This is a genomic window from Paraglaciecola algarum (assembly GCF_021532655.1).
Taxonomy (GTDB): domain Bacteria; phylum Pseudomonadota; class Gammaproteobacteria; order Enterobacterales; family Alteromonadaceae; genus Paraglaciecola; species Paraglaciecola algarum.
Map to the genome: position 1 here is coordinate 23,814 of NZ_JAKGAS010000014.1, position 16,842 is coordinate 40,655.

The 16,842-nt window shown below is 38.0% G+C and carries 16 protein-coding genes; 12 read left to right on the forward strand and 4 right to left on the reverse strand.

Annotation, left to right across the window (positions count from 1 at the left end):
- The first annotated feature begins 50 nt into the window (after positions 1-50).
- The 3 genes from L0668_RS18285 (at position 51) to lysS (ending at position 3,814) form a co-directional block, all read left to right on the forward strand.
- Positions 51-878, forward strand: a complete 828-nt coding sequence (locus L0668_RS18285; protein WP_235314174.1) for a mechanosensitive ion channel family protein — start codon at positions 51-53, stop codon at positions 876-878.
- Positions 879-1,086: 208 nt separating this feature from the next.
- A protein-coding gene (gene prfB, locus L0668_RS18290) for a peptide chain release factor 2 (RefSeq protein WP_235314175.1) occupies positions 1,087-2,185 on the forward strand; the annotation gives its coding sequence in 2 pieces (ribosomal slippage) (positions 1,087-1,161 and positions 1,163-2,185; 1,098 coding nt in all).
- Between the two features lie 84 nt (positions 2,186-2,269).
- Positions 2,270-3,814, forward strand: a complete 1,545-nt coding sequence (gene lysS, locus L0668_RS18295) for a lysine--tRNA ligase (protein WP_235314176.1) — start codon at positions 2,270-2,272, stop codon at positions 3,812-3,814.
- 58 nt (positions 3,815-3,872) lie between these two features.
- Here the strand turns inward: lysS and L0668_RS18300 are convergent, their stop codons facing one another.
- Together L0668_RS18300 and L0668_RS18305 are read right to left on the reverse strand one after the other, a co-directional pair.
- Positions 3,873-4,601: a TMEM175 family protein gene (locus L0668_RS18300; RefSeq protein WP_235314177.1), complete on the reverse strand. Its 729-nt coding sequence runs from the start codon at positions 4,599-4,601 to the stop codon at positions 3,873-3,875.
- Positions 4,602-4,676: 75 nt separating this feature from the next.
- The gene (locus L0668_RS18305; protein ID WP_235314178.1) at positions 4,677-5,579 is read right to left on the reverse strand and encodes an HPP family protein; all 903 of its coding nucleotides are present in this window, start codon (positions 5,577-5,579) and stop codon (positions 4,677-4,679) included.
- 151 nt (positions 5,580-5,730) lie between these two features.
- On the opposite strand from L0668_RS18305, the gene L0668_RS18310 reads away from it, so the two are divergent.
- Entirely contained in the window at positions 5,731-6,693 is a 963-nt protein-coding gene (locus tag L0668_RS18310; RefSeq protein ID WP_235314179.1) for a DUF4862 family protein, read from the forward strand.
- 222 nt (positions 6,694-6,915) lie between these two features.
- Here L0668_RS18310 and L0668_RS18315 read toward each other — a convergent pair whose 3' ends face one another.
- The gene (locus tag L0668_RS18315; RefSeq protein ID WP_235314180.1) at positions 6,916-7,839 is read right to left on the reverse strand and encodes a manganese-dependent inorganic pyrophosphatase; all 924 of its coding nucleotides are present in this window, start codon (positions 7,837-7,839) and stop codon (positions 6,916-6,918) included.
- Between the two features lie 172 nt (positions 7,840-8,011).
- The gene (locus tag L0668_RS18320; protein ID WP_235314181.1) at positions 8,012-9,808 is read right to left on the reverse strand and encodes a M61 family metallopeptidase; all 1,797 of its coding nucleotides are present in this window, start codon (positions 9,806-9,808) and stop codon (positions 8,012-8,014) included.
- Positions 9,809-9,937: 129 nt separating this feature from the next.
- Between L0668_RS18320 and L0668_RS18325 the strand changes: the two genes are divergently transcribed.
- The 8 genes from L0668_RS18325 to ylqF all read left to right on the forward strand — a co-directional run bounded on the left by L0668_RS18325 (position 9,938) and on the right by ylqF (position 16,837).
- Positions 9,938-10,624, forward strand: coding sequence for a flagellar brake domain-containing protein (locus L0668_RS18325; RefSeq protein WP_235314182.1), 687 nt, complete (start codon positions 9,938-9,940; stop codon positions 10,622-10,624).
- Between the two features lie 66 nt (positions 10,625-10,690).
- Positions 10,691-11,152 (forward strand): Mpo1 family 2-hydroxy fatty acid dioxygenase, encoded by a 462-nt coding sequence (locus L0668_RS18330; RefSeq protein ID WP_235314183.1) that lies wholly within the window; start codon positions 10,691-10,693, stop codon positions 11,150-11,152.
- A 164-nt stretch (positions 11,153-11,316) separates the two neighbouring features.
- Positions 11,317-12,408, forward strand: a complete 1,092-nt coding sequence (locus L0668_RS18335; RefSeq protein ID WP_235314184.1) for a sensor histidine kinase — start codon at positions 11,317-11,319, stop codon at positions 12,406-12,408.
- Entirely contained in the window at positions 12,398-13,216 is an 819-nt protein-coding gene (locus tag L0668_RS18340) for a LytR/AlgR family response regulator transcription factor (protein WP_235314185.1), read from the forward strand. The genes L0668_RS18335 and L0668_RS18340 overlap by 11 nt, the downstream gene beginning before the upstream one ends.
- 83 nt (positions 13,217-13,299) lie before the next feature.
- Complete coding sequence (locus L0668_RS18345; RefSeq protein ID WP_235314186.1) at positions 13,300-14,235, forward strand: DMT family transporter; 936 nt, start codon at positions 13,300-13,302, stop codon at positions 14,233-14,235.
- Between the two features lie 104 nt (positions 14,236-14,339).
- On the forward strand, positions 14,340-15,521 hold the full coding sequence (locus L0668_RS18350) for an FAD-dependent monooxygenase (protein ID WP_235314187.1): 1,182 nt from the start codon (positions 14,340-14,342) through the stop codon (positions 15,519-15,521).
- A 13-nt stretch (positions 15,522-15,534) separates the two neighbouring features.
- Positions 15,535-15,711 carry a hypothetical protein gene (locus tag L0668_RS18355; protein ID WP_235314188.1) on the forward strand — a complete coding sequence of 59 codons (177 nt, stop codon included), beginning with the start codon at positions 15,535-15,537 and terminating at the stop codon, positions 15,709-15,711.
- 109 nt (positions 15,712-15,820) lie between these two features.
- Positions 15,821-16,837: a ribosome biogenesis GTPase YlqF gene (gene ylqF / locus L0668_RS18360; RefSeq protein WP_235314189.1), complete on the forward strand. Its 1,017-nt coding sequence runs from the start codon at positions 15,821-15,823 to the stop codon at positions 16,835-16,837.
- Positions 16,838-16,842: the final 5 nt, after the last annotated feature.

The window sequence follows — 16,842 nt, forward strand, 5'->3', positions numbered from 1 at the left end:
CTTGTATAATCCGCCAATTGAGATTATTAAACTAATATAGGTTGTGTTTTATGGATTTGATTAGAAATGTTTTTGAAAATCAATTAGTTTTAACTTTTTCAATTACGTTTTTGGCTTTGTTGATCAAATACCTGTTAGTTAAGTTATTGCGTAAGCGAGCTGTATCAAAAGGCCAAGATAGACGAGATTTAGTCAATAATTTAAAAAACTTTGTGAATTTTGTTTTGACCGTATTAATACTCAGTATCTGGGCCAACGAAATTCAAAAGTTTGCGTTTTCTATTGCGGCTTTTTCGGTCGCAATAGTATTAGCCACACGTGAGTTTATTCAATGTGTAATTGGGTTTTTCTATTTAGTGTCTACTCGTCCTTTTAGAATCGGTGATTGGATTGAAGTGGAACATTTTGTAGGGGAAGTATCTGCCACAGATTGGATTAAAAGTACCTTATTAGAAGTGGATATTAAAACTTACGAATACACAGGTAAAACTTTATATATCCCTAATAACAAGTTGATTTCTAGTCCTATCAAAAATCTTAACTTTTTGAAACGTTACGCAACTCATACTTTTAAAATTGTGCGTGATCAAAGTGTCAACCCTTATGCTTTTATCGATACTATCATTGAAAACGCTAAGGTGTTAAGTAGTGACTTTTATGAAGTGGCGGCTCGTTATAATCACATGATAGAAAGACGCTTGGATATTAGTATTTCAGGTCCAGATCCGATTATTAAAATTACTACAACTGAACTAGGGGACACTCAAGCTGAGATAAAAATTTTCTGCCCCACTGAGAGAGTCATTGAATTGGAACAGGCAATCACACAAGACTATTTAAAACACTGGCATCTAGAAAAAGTAAAAAACCAGCATTAGCGGCTAGTTAAGTGCATGAGTACTTGGCCGCTGGCTTTAATGAAGAATATGTTGAATTGGTAAGTGTTTAGTTAATAAGCATGTTGTAAAAAAAACACTGATAAAAGATTGTTTTAATTCGAATAAGTTTATGCTGGATACTGTTAATAATCCTCGAAATCCGCTAAAATCCGCGTCCTTTAATTTTTCATCTCTAGTCTAAAAATATATGTTTGAAATCAATCCAATACACAATGCCTTAGCTGATATTAGACAGCGTGCCGATTCGCTTCGGGGGTATCTTTGACTACGATCAGAAAAAAGAGCGCTTAGAAGAGGTTAATCGCGAATTAGAAAGTGCCGATGTATGGAATGATCCTGAACGAGCACAAGGCTTAGGTAAAGAAAAAGTCTCATTAGAGTTAGTGGTTGAAACCATTGAAAAGCTCGAGTCAGGCGCAGAAGATGTAGAAGGTTTAGTTGAGTTAGCCGTAGAGGCTGAAGATCAAGAGACCTTCGATGAAGCCCAAACTGAATTAGCCGAATTAGTTAAAAAGTTAGAAGTATTAGAATTTAGACGCATGTTTTCTGGTCCAAATGATGCGAATGACGGATATATCGATATTCAATCTGGGTCTGGTGGCACAGAAGCCCAAGATTGGGCCAACATGTTATTACGCATGTACCTGCGTTGGGGCGAAGCCCATGGTTTCAAAACTGAATTAATTGAAGTGTCTGATGGTGACGTGGCAGGAATTAAAAGTGCCACTATTCGTTTTAGCGGCGAATACGCCTTTGGTTGGTTACGCACTGAAACAGGTGTGCATAGACTAGTGCGTAAATCACCTTTTGATTCAGGTAGCCGCAGGCATACGTCTTTTGCATCAGCGTTTGCTTATCCAGAGGTAAATGATGATATCGAAATTGATATTGATCCATCAGATTTACGTATTGACACTTACCGAGCATCTGGTGCTGGTGGACAACATGTAAACCGAACAGATTCAGCGGTACGTATTACCCACGAACCCACTAATATTGTGGTGCAATGTCAAAATGATCGTTCTCAGCATAAGAACAAAGCTCAGGCGATGAAACAGTTAAAAGCTAAATTGTATGAGCATGAAATGCTTAAACAAAATGAAGAAAAACAAAGTATGGAAGATGGTAAATCTGACATTGGCTGGGGCAGTCAAATACGTTCATACGTGTTAGATGACTCTCGTATTAAAGATTTACGCACTGGGGTAGAAACCAGAAATACTCAAGCCGTATTAGATGGCGATTTAGATAAATTTATTCAAGCCAGCCTTAAGTCGGGTTTGTAGATCTTAGACCATAGCAAGGATTGAAGACACTAGCCTAGCTTGTAAACACAGTTAAATAAAAATTGGACAACACCAGGAACACCGATGACAGATAATCAGCAAGACGAAAATAAATTGATTGCAGAGCGTAGAGCAAAACTTTCTCAAATAAGAGAAAACTGTAAATCAAATGGCTTCCCAAATGACTTTCGCCGTGAGTTTTACAGCGATGAGTTACAGCAGGAGTTTGGCGAGCTTGAAAAAGCTGATTTAGAATCACTAGGCAAAGTAGTAAGCATTGCTGGTCGTATATTAGCTAAACGCGGGCCATTTTTGTTATTACAAGATATGACGGGTCGTATTCAGTCTTACGCTGCTAAAGATACGCAAAAAGATATTAAAGAAAGATACGGTAGCCTAGATATAGGCGACATTATAGGTGTAAAAGGTGAGTTACATAAATCAGGTAAAGGTGATTTGTATGTCAATATGACTGAATATAAATTGTTGACTAAATCTTTACGCCCATTGCCAGAGAAGTTCCACGGTTTAGCGGATCAGGAAACCAAATATCGTCAACGATATGTGGATTTGATCACCAACCAAGATACCCGTGACACCTTTATGATCCGCAGCAAAGTGGTCAGTGGTATTCGTAACTTCTTAACCGAGCGCAACTATATGGAAGTAGAAACTCCTATGTTGCAGGTTATTCCTGGCGGCGCCACAGCTAAACCTTTTACCACCCATCATAATGCCTTAGATATAGATATGTACCTACGTATCGCGCCGGAGTTGTATTTAAAACGTTTAGTAGTAGGTGGTTTTGAGCGTGTTTTCGAAATAAACCGTAACTTCAGAAACGAAGGTTTATCCACGCGCCATAACCCAGAATTTACTATGTTAGAGTTTTACCAGTCTTATGCTGATTATCATGATTTGATGAACCTGACAGAAGAGATGTTACGTAAAGTAGCACAAGATGTTTTAGGCACTACTATCATCAAAAACACCACTAAAGACGCTGAGGGCAATGTAGTAAGCGAAGTAAACTATGACTTTGGTCAGCCGTTTGCTCGTTTAACCATGAACGAAGCGGTACTTAAATATTGGCCTGAAGCTAACGCAGCAGCGATTAATGATCCTGAAAATCATTTACCGGAGCTAAAGGTTATGGCTAAACAGCTACATATTAAAGAGCCAGAAGTTGACGGTATTTGGGGCGCTGGTAAATACTTGTGTGAAATTTTTGAAGCCACAGCGGAAGAAAAACTGGATCAACCAACTTTTATTACCGCCTACCCGTGGGAAGTATCACCACTAGCACGCAGAAACGACGATAATAGTTTCGTGACAGATAGATTTGAATTTTTTGTTGGTGGTAGAGAGCTTGCCAATGGTTTCTCGGAGCTGAATGACGCTGAAGATCAAGCTGCACGTTTCCGTAAACAAGTTGAAGAAAAAGATGCTGGTGACGATGAAGCCATGCATTTTGACGAAGATTACATACGTGCCTTAGAATACGGATTGCCACCTACAGCAGGTGAGGGCATAGGGATCGATCGTTTGGTAATGTTGTTTACCGACAGTCCAACGATTAAAGATGTGATTTTATTCCCTCATATGAAACCAGAAGCGCCAGCTGAGTAGTTTTTGAGAATAATTTGAAAAGGACGCTTAGGCGTCCTTTTTTGATCTGGTCTTTGAGCTAAAGTTGCGAGAGCTGTTTTTTACGTTTTGCAAAATTATATGATAAACAAGGTATAGCCACAGCTAAGCCAAAATATACAAAGCCAGCATAGGGTTGCAAAAATGCTGGTGCTAACCAAGCGAATAAGGCTGATGCAAATCCAAATACAGCCTGTATTCCCCATATATTTATCGCAAAACTAGTATGTAGTTTTTCCAATTCGTTTAGTTTTAATAGGTTATTAACTCGAAATGCATGCCAATACAAAAGCATGACAATTAAGGCTAGAATTGCAAACCCCAACCCATAAACAATAAATAAACTAGAAAGCTCCTGCACTGTATTAACTTTAAAATCACTAGGTAACCAGCCAATACTTACAAAATCAAAAAATGCTGAGAAAATTAATCGTAGTGGATATACAAATACTAAAATAAAGAAAATCATTATTAAGGTTAGTAGGCTAGAAAGTGTATCGTTCAGACCATAGCGATTACTCCACGTTCTGTGAGCTAACCAAAATACAGCTAGTTGCAAAAAACTTAGTGCAAAGGCTGGAATGTTTTTAAGGGCAGCAATAAATTCAGGGTAGTCCTGTGGAATAGTGCCAACAGATACTACTAGCATGGTTAATGCAAAAGCAAAAGCCGCATCTGAAAATACTTCCATTCTGGTCATATTTTCGCCTCGTAGACGAAAATCTTGCTTAATATCTAGTTTATCAAGCGAGTTAGGATCCCATGACATCAAAAGTCCTCAACAAGTGGGGAAATATTAGTTGTAAACTTTGTATACGTTTTAGTCAATGTAGCATTATAAGATTCAAGCTTTTGGTTTCATTTTTTCCTTAGCCCACTCAGCAAATTCTTGTAAGGTACAGCTATCAGAAAAGCCTTTTTTCTCACCGTCCACAATCCGATATACAATTAAATGATATACAGGGTTTTCATGCTCTCTTTGATCTATGATTTGACGCACAGACCAAGCTCTGCCGGGCTTGCCATTTGTATAAAATGCTCCAGCTTCTAGTTCAAATCCAGCGATAAGCTCTTTATGTAAAATAGCATCAGCCAAATCAACAATATGTTTAATTTGTTCCTCGCTTGCATCAATGACTATTTCAGATTGACTGATTGCATCGTGAATGTGTCGCATCTTTATGCGCTGAGTATCTGGGTGATAACCCACCTTTTGGTAGCGCATTAAATTTTGTGGGTAACGTCGCCAATGGAAAAAATTATTAAATAAAAGGGCTGTTAACAACAAAATAGTACAGTTGATTAAGGTGGGTGTAATGACATACCAATAGCCTAAGTCATGGATTGCTTGACCGCCAATAACTGCGGCCAAAGCTGTGGCACCGCCAGGGGGATGCACACTACGAGTTAAATGCATAACTAAAATTGAACTTGCTACAGCGACTGCGGCGGCAATAGTGATATTGTCGATTAATATAGCACTAGCCACTCCTACTATGGCTGACGATAAGTGCCCAACCATTAGTGCCCAAGGTGTGGATAATTGCCCATGAGGCACTGCAAATAAAAGTACGGTAGAAGCACCCATAGAAGGCAAAATTGCCATAGAACCTTCGGCGCCGGTAAAATATCCAGTTACGTAAAAGCATAAAAAAATTGCTATTACACCACCTAAAGTTGCGACTACTTTCTCAGAGTCAACAACTCCACTTTGAATACCAAAAAAACGCACGAAACTTTGAAACATTAACTCGACTTTAGCCTATTAAATATTCACAACTATGATTGGTAACATACGGAATCTATTAGTTAATTTAAATATATATTTAAAATTTTTTGATACGTGAAATGTTTGGCTTCATGATAAAGTGTTAGAAAACGGATTAAGGAAATTATTAATGCAATATTTTGTTGGTGCCTACGCGACATCACCCTGTGCTTTAGGTTGGGATCCAGAGTTAGAGTCTAGTTATTATCAAGAATTAAAAAAATTACCTAATGTAAAAGGGTTAGAACATCCTTTTACTGGAAAACTACATTCAAATGATGATGAGTGGTTTTTACAAAACCTTGATCCTAATTGGCAGTATTTATTTACCTGTGTTCCGGGAAACATGAATGCCCTAGGTCAGAATCCTAATTTTGGTATTGCATCAGATGATGAAGCGGGTCGTCAAGAAGCACTTAGCTTTATGCAAAAAGCCTGTGAAGCCATTACTAAACTAAATGGCCACCTAGGTCGTCAAGCGGTGCAAGCTATTGAGATACAAACGGCACCTGATCGTAGTAAAGCTCGAGGTTCTATTGTTGCTTTAGAAAAATCACTAAAAACCATGTTGCAGTGGGATTGGCAAGGAGCACAATTGGTGATTGAGCATTGTGATACTTTGGTTAAAGATCAAGTGCCAGCCAAAGGTTTTTTGACCATTGAAGATGAAATTTCCGTGGTGAGAGAAGTTAATGCGACTATATCTAATCCCGATCAAAAGCCCGTTGGCATGATTGTTAATTGGGGGCGTTCAGTTATTGAAACCCGCAATACTCAAGGGGCAATCGAACACATTCAGCTACTTAAGGATAATCAGTTATTGTCTGGCTTAATGTTTTCTGGCGTATCTGACCAAGAGACTGAATATGTAGCTTGGGCAGATACCCATATGCCACCTGCGCCTAATGATAAATTACAAGCAGGCGCGACAGATTCGTTAATGACAGAACAAGAAATGCATGCCAGTTTAGCGGCTTGTGGTGAAGTACCATCAATTGTAGGGATCAAGTTGGGTATTAGGCCTAAATCTATGCCTATGTTGGAAAGAGTAGCGCATATACGTGATTGTTTAGAAGCACTAGAAAGGTTTTAACATTCGTTGCGCGGGCTTATTCACTTCGTTTACTTATGTGCTGCGCGCACTAAAGCACTCGCGGTGCTCACAGCAATCTCGGTAACCCCCGTGTCAGACTAGTTTTCCCTCTAACTAAAATTTAGAGGGAAAACAAGTCTGACACAAGGGGGGAACATTAATGAACGCAGCGCATATCTTAATTCACTGCGTAGCAGTTATAAATGCTTTTAAAATTACGATTTAAGCTAGCGAATCTTGTAATGGGGGGACGACTTGCTTTTTACGGCTCATAATTCCATCAATCCATACTTTGCCATCAACAAGTGATTTTCCATAAGCTTTATCGGTTAAATCTGCGTTGTCGCTGACTACTAATACTTCTGATCCTTCACGCATTATGTCTGTTAGTAATAACATCACACTATGACGCTGACCTTCAGTCTTCAAGGCGGCTAGATCGGCTAAAAAGTCTTGTTTCATGCTGTCGAAAACACTTAAATCGATGACTTCTAATTGGCCAATACCTACCTTTTTACCGTGCATATTAAAATCTTTAAAATCACGTAACACCAAATCACGTATAGGCGTACCTTCTACCGCTGATTTTACTTTAAACATTTCCATACCTAAGGCTTTATAATCTTCAATGCCGGCTATTTCAGCTAGTGCTTCTACACATTTAATGTCGGCTGTGGTGCAAGTGGGTGACTTAAATATAACCGTGTCAGATAAAATGGCACACATCATTGCACCAGCAATATTCTTAGGAATTTCTACACTATGAAAATCATACATCATTTTGATTATGGTATTGGTACAGCCCACTGGGCGGATCCAACATTCAAGGGGGGTAGAGGTGGTAATGTCGCCTAGTTTATGGTGGTCAATAATGCCTAAGACGGTGGTGTCGTCAATATCGTCAGGACCTTGAATACGGTCCGAGTGGTCTACTACATATATCCCATCTGTATCAGCGAAGGTTAATTTTAGCTCTGGTTGCTCTAGTCCAAAGGTTTCTAAAATGAATAAGGTTTCAGGAGAAAGTTCACCTAAACGTGCTGGTTTAACATCTTCACCTGTTACTTTTTTTAAGTACGAAAGAGCAATAGCTGAACAAATTGAGTCTGAATCTGGAACCTTGTGTCCCACGGCATAAGCTGACATAAAAAATCTCTATTTAAGAAGTTGTGAGTGAAAAAGGGTGTAATTTAATGGCGCATATTCTACCAAAAACTTAAGCCATTCGCATAGTCAGCATGATTATTAGTCATAGTAATATTGATATTTAACTTGGCCTTTTTGTTTGCTTGCTCAATAAATAGGCTTATTATGCGCTTTACTGCAACCAAGATGCACACTTCTTTTCATCCATGATTTCCAGATATACATTATCCAAAACCACAGGCTGTGCAGTAAATGATAAGGTTTTCAATTTTTTGTCTCTTAAAATGACTAAGTCTACTCGTTGATCTAGAGTTAAATTATTGATTATGTGTTTTAAATTAGCATTGCTAACCTGCCAATTATTTAAGGCTACTATGACATCTTTAACCTGTAATCCAGCATTAAACGCAGCACTTGATTCAGTGACTTGTAGCACAATAACACCGACATCTTGGTCTTTTATCTGAGCGCCAAAATCAAATAGGAAGGCTTCTGTAGTTGGTATTCCACCTTTGTCCTCTAGCTTGTCTCTTGGATTAAGCTTTACGTTTACCCCAAATTCTTCGAGTAGTGAGGTAAAAGGTAACTCCTTAGTTGTGTAAAGGGCCAAATCAAAAAAGTCGCTTAGATCTATATCTATATGGTCACTGATAAACTCTTGTACTGTGTTTATTGTGGTAGGGATATTGAGTTTACCGTGATTTGTCCATAAAAAGCGCATTAGGTCGTCTAGCGAGTGTTTGTTGTGGCTATGTTGTTTGATGAGTAAATCTAAACACATGGCTAACACTGCACCTTTATTGTAGTAACTGACAATATTATTAATGGCACCTTCGTCTTGCTTGTAGAATTTAGTCCAGGCATCAAAACTTGAGTCGGTGATGCTTTGTTTAAATCTACCTTGGTTGCGTAGTAAACGGCTGAGGTTTTGGGCCATGACTTTTAAGTAATCTTGCTCAGAAATAAGGCCACATCTCAGCAGTGATAAATCATCGTAATAACTGGTAAATCCTTCGTAAATCCAAAGTTGTTGTGTGTATTGTTCTTTGTCTAGGCTGGTATTAAATAATTCTTCAGGTTTAGTACGCTTTACATGCCAAGTATGCAAAAACTCATGGCTGCAGAGGCTCAAAAAGACTTGATATCCTTCGGTCATTTTATCTTGTTGATATAGGCTAGGCAGATCTTTACGACTATACATCAAAGCTGTTGAGCTTATATGTTCTAAACCACCAAAGGCGTTGTCAGTTAACAAAGTGATAAATTGATAATGTGATATGGGCGCTTCATCTTGAAAAAATTCGATTTGATGCTGGCAAATTTGTGTTAAGTCTTTTTTTATTCGAGCTATATCAGCTTGGTGGCCGCCAGCTAATATGAGTTCAAACTCTACGCCTGAAGTCGTAAATGGAACAATATCGAATTCACCAATTAACACAGGATGATCCACTAGTTGGTCGTAATTGTTCGCCCAGTAGTCTCCAAATTTATGAGATAAAGGGTTTTCTGATGACATAGTGGTGGCGACTTGCCAATGAGATAACTTCAGGTTGTTGGGTTTCAATAATTCTACAGAGCAAGGAAGTTCTGTTTGCCCTTTAACTGCCAAAAACATATTGGTGCCATTAAAAAAAGCGTATTCGTCATTTATGTATGCGCCTCTTACAGACAGGTCATAGGCATAAATATCATAATAGATATATATTGTCTCAAGGCTAGGTGTGACTCGCCAAGTTTGTTTATCAAGCTTATCCACTCGTAACATGCCACCAGTACTATTCTCGGCGCTGAGGGTAACAATATTCTTGGCGAAGTCTCGGATCATATAACTGCCTGGGATCCAAGCGGGAAGGCTTAATACTTGGCCTAATGGATCTGGATTAGTTATGCAAAGTTTGACTGCGAATAGGTGTCCAGTGAGTGATTTTACGCTAACTTGGTAATGGATATTAGTTTTTGGTTTATGCATGATTTGACTGAAGTACCTGATTTATTAACCTAAGTAGGCGTTAAGTGTTATTCTTAGGTTGTTGTTTTTATAAACTTTATTTACCATCCTTAACTACAAATAACAATGTTTTCTAGGAACTCAAATTAAATGGCAATTTTGCAGGAAAAAGTTGGGCTCACGAATGTAGACCTTAGAAAGCTTAAGTCTATGCGTCCAGGTAGACCTGTAGATTTACAAATCTCTACGTCAGCCGGTATAAAAAGAGTCAGAAGTGAATTTATCGGCATGGATGGTAAACGTTGTTTAATCATTAAATTTCCCGATGAAAGTAAATGGGGGCGGTTAAGAGATTCTGTTTTTAAAGATACTTCTTTAATTATGCGCTATATCTTGGAAGACGACACCGGAGAAATTATAGCCTTTAAGGTTAAAGTATTATTGATCGCTACCACGCCAAGTGATCTTATTTTTACGTCCTTCCCATTGGCTATCCAAAGTCATGATTTGCGAGCTGAGCCTCGTGCACAAACCACTATAGGAGCTAAATTAGATTATGTAGAAAGCCCAGTTGGTTTTTGCGATTGTGTGGTGGTTGATATATCTACTAAGGGCTGCCGAGTTAAAATTGATAAAAAAGGCTTAATCGAAAAACCTGAATTAAAAAAGACAGTGAACATGTTTATTATCGGGCCAGCTAATAAGGAAATTAGGTTGGTAGGTACATTGTTGAGTGCTAAAGCCGATGAGGTGTCTTGGTATTATGGAATGAAGTTTGAAACCGCTGAAGATGAAGTGAAAGATTTATTAAAGGAAATGATGCTAATTGCTGGTTGATGCCAAGCCTGCATCTTGTTAAATTATTGTAAATAAAAATAATAAATAGTATTGACAGGATAATATATGAGACAGATCGAAACACTGCTAAATGAATATGGTGAAAGCCATCAAAATCGCTCGAATATTTATATTCATGCCGTTGCTGTACCTTCAATATTTTTTGTTAGCTTGGCCTTAATTTGGTCCATACCAACCCCTGAGTTTTTAGATTATTTTGACGTGACTTGGGCTCATGTACTGTTAATTCCAACCTTGTATTATTACTTCAAATTATCAGGCCCGATAGGCGCAGCCATGACATTTTTGAGCATAGTGTCTTTTTTCTTGATCAAATTATTGGTTATGTATGATGTGTCGGTGTGGAAGTTTAGTTTAGTGTTATTTGTAGTGATGTGGGTTTTACAGTTTTGGGGACATAAAATTGAAGGGAAAAAGCCCAGTTTTTTTAAGGATCTTCAGTTTTTACTAGTCGGCCCGGCATGGTGGTGGGTACATTGGTTAAAGCGTTTTAATATCAATTATTAAAAAGTGTTTATCTAGACTAACTATTCATCTCAACTATTAATTAAACTTAGACAAAGAAAATAAGCTTGCGATAAACATACATGTAGTTAAGACCAAGACCTTAGTCACTGAGGTTTTGGTTGCGTATAATCCCTTTCATATACATACCTAATTTGAGAATCAAAGTGCCTAATTGGGAAACCTTAGTTGATAGTCGCGAGCGACTTTTTTGGACTCTGCAAACCGCTGGTTGGGCTGGATTTGCCATTATTTATTATATTGGTTCATTTTTGCATGATATGCGTAGTATCTGGTTGTTTGTCATTATATTGAATGCCTATGCTGGTTGGCTTCTGACCATCCCATTAAGGTATATTTATCGTAAAGCACTCACCCTCAAGCCTTTGCAAATGTTGGCCCTAGTGGGAATTAGTCTTTATATAACCGCCTTGTTATGGGCTATGGTTAAAAACGTAAACTATTGGGAGATATACAAAAAGGGTTATCGCCCTGAAGAGTGGTACATGTATTTTACTAATACCGTTAATTCAATCATTATGATTGGTTGTTGGACCGGTGCATATTTTGGTATCAAGAATTACCAAATGTTACTTAAAGAAAAACAAAATGTACTTAAAGCCTCTTCTATGGCCCATCAAGCGCATATCAAAATGTTACGTTATCAGCTTAATCCCCATTTTTTATTTAATACCTTAAATGCTATTTCCACTTTAATTTTGATTAAAGATAATCAAACCGCCGGCGCTATGGTGAATCGCTTGAGTGACTTTTTACGTTATTCTTTAGACAAGGATCCGATCCGAAAAGTACCATTAATCCAAGAAATACAAGCGTTAGAACTCTATCTAGAAATTGAAAAAGTCAGATTTGAGGAAAGGCTAAGTGTCAATTGGGATGTGGACGAGCAAACAACTAAGGCACTAGTGCCGAGTTTAATATTGCAACCTTTGATTGAAAATTCCATTAAGTATGCCATTTCAAAAATGGAAGGTGGGGGGCAGATCAATATTTCAGCTAAGACCTTCGGTCGAGATTTGATGTTGAATGTGAGTGATAATGGTCCTGGGGCCGACATTACTGATGGCCAATTGCCTTTAAGCAAAGGTGGGGGAGTGGGGTTAGTCAATATTAGAGAAAGGCTTGATGCTTTGTATAAAGGTAATTATTCTTTTGATATTTCTCATAATTATCCGTCGGGTATTAAAATTAATATCCGTATCCCCTTTGAAATAAGCGAGTCGTACATTGAAGATTAGTACTGTAATTGTTGATGATGAGCCTTTGGCTAGAAAAGGTTTAGCCATACGTTTAGCTGAATTTGAAAACATTAAATTGGTGGGGGAATGCAAAAATGGCATAGAAGCGGTGTCATTGATCCCTCAAATTCGACCTGACCTAGTGTTTTTAGATATTCAAATGCCTGGCTTAAATGGTTTCCAAGTGATTAATAAACTAAAAGAGCTTAATCAACCTATTCCATTGATCGTATTTGTCACAGCTTTTGATTCATACGCCATCAAAGCCTTTGATGTGCATGCCTTAGATTATGTGTTAAAACCAGTCGATGAACAAAGGTTAAAAGAGGCGATTGATAAAGTCACCATTAACTTGCAAATTAAACAACAAGGCGGCACCAATGAAAAGTTAGCCAAGTTAGTGGCCGACTTCACTGGAGATGATTGCGAAGATATTCTTCGCAAACTAGCGAATGGTGAAACCTTAACCAGTTCATCCTATCCTGAAGTACTTGCCATTAAAGATGGTTCAGAAGTCACTAGAGTGCCAGTAGTTGATGTACAATGGATAGATGCAGCGGGTGATTATATGTGTGTGCATACCGCAGATAAAACCCATATTATGCGACGTACCATGAAGGAATTGGTTGGTGATCTTGATCCTAAAAAGTTTGTTCGTGTACACAGATCAGCTATTGTGAATATAAAATATGTACAAAAGTTGGTCAGTCACATTAGTGGTGAATATCACCTGATACTCGAAAACGGTGAAGAGTTAAAGGTCAGTCGTAGTCATCGAGATAGTGTGAAACAAATGATTAAGAGTTAATTTAATACAAAGCTGGTCTTATACTATGACTGCTTGCTATATTTGCCTGCTTACCTAACATCTTAGAAAACTCTGAAGGTCCTGTGAAATCAGTTGAAGTAAATGCCAATAATCATTGGCTTGGTTTTGCCTTGTCTTTATTTACCGCAGTGTTGTGGGGCGTGTTACCTATATTCCTAAAACTGTGCTTAGAATCGATGAATTCTGTCACCATAACTTGGTATCGATTTTTAGTCGCCGGTATTTTTGTGTTTCTTATCTTGTATAAAAGAAAAGCCTTACCAAAAGTTGAGGTTATGCGAGGTAAAGCGTGGGTTTGGCTAATCGTTGCCAGCTTATTGTTGGTGGCTAATTATGTGGCAAATGTACACGGATTAGAGTATTTGGCGCCTGAAACCGCTCAAGTATTAATGCAATTAGCCCCTTTTTTATTGATGTTGGGTGGCATAGTCTTTTTTACAGAACGTTTTTCTCCATTAGAGTTTTTAGGCGCGTTTGCATTGCTACTCGGTATGTCCTTGTTTTTTAATGAAAGAATCGAAGAATTATTTAGCTCTTTTAATGACTTTACCCTAGGTGTTTTAATCATAATCTTTGCCGCAGTGACATGGGCGGGTTACGCTCTAATGCAAAAGCCATTATTAAAAGTATTATCAGCCAAACAACTTACTTTATATATTTACGTATTTGGCTTATTGGTGTTGTTTCCATTTTCTGATCCTAGTCAAATATTAGATATGCAGATGATCCATATTTACGCACTGATATTTTGTTGCTTGAATACTATTTTAGGATATGGTGCGTTTACTGAAGCTCTGGCTGTTTGGCAAGCGTCTAAAGTCAGCGCTGTTATTACGCTGGCGCCAATTTTTACATTTATTAGTATGGTAATTGCGGTAGACGTTTTACCTGAACATTTTGTTGCGACAGACTTAAATACTTGGGCATATATTGGAGCAGGTATAGTAGTGGTTGGTTCGGCTTTGACTTCACTTGGTAGAGCTAATCATAGACGTTAGGATATAGCTGCAGATTAAGTCTTAGTCAAGTTAAATTAATAAAACGATTGAAACTCAGATTCTAATATTTTAAAGGCTGTTGATTTTTGATTGAAGGTAAAGCTATGTTCGATTTTTGTATTGTTGGCGGAGGCATGATTGGTGCCTCTATGGCACTTGGGTTGAGTGATATGGGATTCAACATAGCTTTAGTTGAAGCTCACAAACCCGAGGATTTTAATCCTATTCAATTACCAGATAGACGTGTTTCAGCAATCAATGTGCATTCAGAGCAACTTCTTACAGAGTTAGGAGCGTGGGACTATATTCAGCAGATGCGTTCATGTGTGTATAAACGATTATCTGTTTGGAATGAGCCGACTTACCGCACTGATTTTGATTGCCAATCAATCAGCCGGCCTCATTTAGGCCATATTATTGAGAATAGAATTGTACAATTAGGCTTACATAAAAAAATTGAGTCAGAAGTAAATATTAGCTGTTTCTGGGATCACAAAGTAGCCACTATCCAATCCAATAATGGGCCACTTGTTGTACTTAATGATGACACCCAGATTTCTGCCAAAATATTAATCGGTGCTGATGGTGGGAGTTCTGTTGTGCGCAAAGCAGCAAAAATTGGCGTGCAAGGGTGGCAATATAATCAGCAAGCGCTGGTCATAAATATTAAAACTAATAGTCCACAACAAGACATCACTTGGCAACAGTTTACGTCTAATGGACCGATAGCCTATTTACCGCTATTTGGAAGTTATGCTTCCTTAGTTTGGTATAACCATGCAACTAATATTCATCGTTTGAAAAGCCTTTCAAAAGAGAAGCTTAAGCAAGAAATTGTACAGACTTTTCCTGATGAGTTAGTTGATTTTGAAGTTTTGTCTTCGACTAGTTTTCCGTTAACCAGAATGCATGCTAATCAATATTACAAAGATAATTTGGTATTAGTGGGGGATGCTGCTCACACCATTAATCCATTAGCAGGGCAAGGTGTTAACTTAGGTTTTAAAGATGTGGCAGTACTATTAACTGAGTTAAAAAAGCAATTAGACAAATTAGGTCATGATAAGGTATTAGCACAAGTTAATAGTAATCTATGGATGGCTGCCTATGAAAAGCAAAGACGGACGGATAATTTAGCTATGATGTCGGCAATGGATCTTTTATATGCCGCTTTTAGTAATGACATAGGGCCATTAAAATTGTTTAGAAATTTGGGGTTAAAATTGGCAAACAATGCCGGCCCTATTAAAAAACAGGCGTTAAAATACGCTATAGGCTTGAGTTGATAGGAGAAAGTTGATGACAGTGCTGATTATTTTGGGAGTCTTGTTTATATCGTTAGTGGTGATTGTGCCACTTATTGAAAGGTCAAACTTTCAATTATCCAACGAACAAATGAGTAAATATGGTCGCTTGATTTTGCCTCTTTTGGTGGTAGCAATTATTATTCAAATTATTATGTATTACAGTCGTTAAGCCTACAGGCCGAATGGTATAATGCCTGCGTTTTAACATTCATAAGTTTAATTCGTATATTTTTTATTTGTAGATTTTCATTAGTTAAATTAAGTGTAGAGGCAATTTAATGGCTGTTCATTGGTATCCAGGGCATATGCACAAAGCCCAAAAAGAAATTAAACAAGTTTTGCCTCAAGTCGATTTATTGATTGAAGTGTTAGATGCCCGTATTCCTTATTCTAGTGAAAACCCTGCCATAGCTGAACTTAGAGGTGACAAACCCTGTATTAAAGTGTTGAGCAAAACGGATTTAGCCGATCCTAAAATTACCGAGATGTGGCAACAGCACTTAGAAAAAGAACGCTCAGTTAAAACTTTTGCTGCGACGACTGAAGAGCCAGCGAAAATGAAACAGATTATTGATCTGTGCCGAAAAATGTTGCCAGACAAAGACGCCAGTGTAAAAGCGATTAATACTATGATTGTAGGTATTCCAAATGTTGGTAAATCTACCTTAATCAACATTTTGGCAGATCGTGTAATAGCTAAAACAGGCAACGAAGCGGCAGTGACCAAAAACCAGCAAAGAATTAATTTGGGTAATGGCATCACTTTATTTGATACGCCAGGTATCTTATGGCCTAAAGTTGAAAACGCGAATAGTGGATATCGACTAGCAGCAACTGGAGCGATTAAAGACACGGCTATGGAATATGATGATGTGGGCTTTTATCTGGCTGATTATTTAATAAAAGCTTATCCTGAATGTTTAAAAGAACGTTTTAAATTGGATGAAATACCTGAAACAGAAATAGAATTCTTGGAAGCGGCGGCAGGCAGTCGCGGTGCCAAAATGGCCGGTGGAAGAGTTAATTTGCATAAAATTTGTGAAGTGTTAATAAACGAACTCAGATCAGGAAAGTTAGGTCGCGTCAGTTTAGAAACCCCTCAAATGACTGAGCTAGAAGAAATTGAAATAGCTAAAGTGTTAGCTAAAAAAGCGCAAGATAAACTCAAAAGAAAAGAAAGCTTTAAAACTGGCTCGTTAACCCCAGACAAAAAAGATCGTAAAGAAAAAAGAGAGTCGGATAGGGCAGCGCAATCGGCACGCATGAAAAAACAAAATCGTTCTCGAAACAAATAACATGA

What these genes read in the sequence shown, in the direction of transcription:
- L0668_RS18285 (WP_235314174.1), top strand. Translation starts at nt 51, where the DNA reads ATGGATTTGATTAGAAATGTTTTTGAAAATCAATTAGTTTTAACTTTT.
- lysS (WP_235314176.1), top strand. Translation starts at nt 2,270, where the DNA reads ATGACAGATAATCAGCAAGACGAAAATAAATTGATTGCAGAGCGTAGA.
- L0668_RS18300 (WP_235314177.1), bottom strand. Translation starts at nt 4,601, where the DNA reads ATGTCATGGGATCCTAACTCGCTTGATAAACTAGATATTAAGCAAGAT.
- L0668_RS18305 (WP_235314178.1), bottom strand. Translation starts at nt 5,579, where the DNA reads ATGTTTCAAAGTTTCGTGCGTTTTTTTGGTATTCAAAGTGGAGTTGTT.
- L0668_RS18310 (WP_235314179.1), top strand. Translation starts at nt 5,731, where the DNA reads ATGCAATATTTTGTTGGTGCCTACGCGACATCACCCTGTGCTTTAGGT.
- L0668_RS18315 (WP_235314180.1), bottom strand. Translation starts at nt 7,839, where the DNA reads ATGTCAGCTTATGCCGTGGGACACAAGGTTCCAGATTCAGACTCAATT.
- L0668_RS18320 (WP_235314181.1), bottom strand. Translation starts at nt 9,808, where the DNA reads ATGCATAAACCAAAAACTAATATCCATTACCAAGTTAGCGTAAAATCA.
- L0668_RS18325 (WP_235314182.1), top strand. Translation starts at nt 9,938, where the DNA reads ATGGCAATTTTGCAGGAAAAAGTTGGGCTCACGAATGTAGACCTTAGA.
- L0668_RS18330 (WP_235314183.1), top strand. Translation starts at nt 10,691, where the DNA reads ATGAGACAGATCGAAACACTGCTAAATGAATATGGTGAAAGCCATCAA.
- L0668_RS18350 (WP_235314187.1), top strand. Translation starts at nt 14,340, where the DNA reads ATGTTCGATTTTTGTATTGTTGGCGGAGGCATGATTGGTGCCTCTATG.
- L0668_RS18355 (WP_235314188.1), top strand. Translation starts at nt 15,535, where the DNA reads ATGACAGTGCTGATTATTTTGGGAGTCTTGTTTATATCGTTAGTGGTG.
- ylqF (WP_235314189.1), top strand. Translation starts at nt 15,821, where the DNA reads ATGGCTGTTCATTGGTATCCAGGGCATATGCACAAAGCCCAAAAAGAA.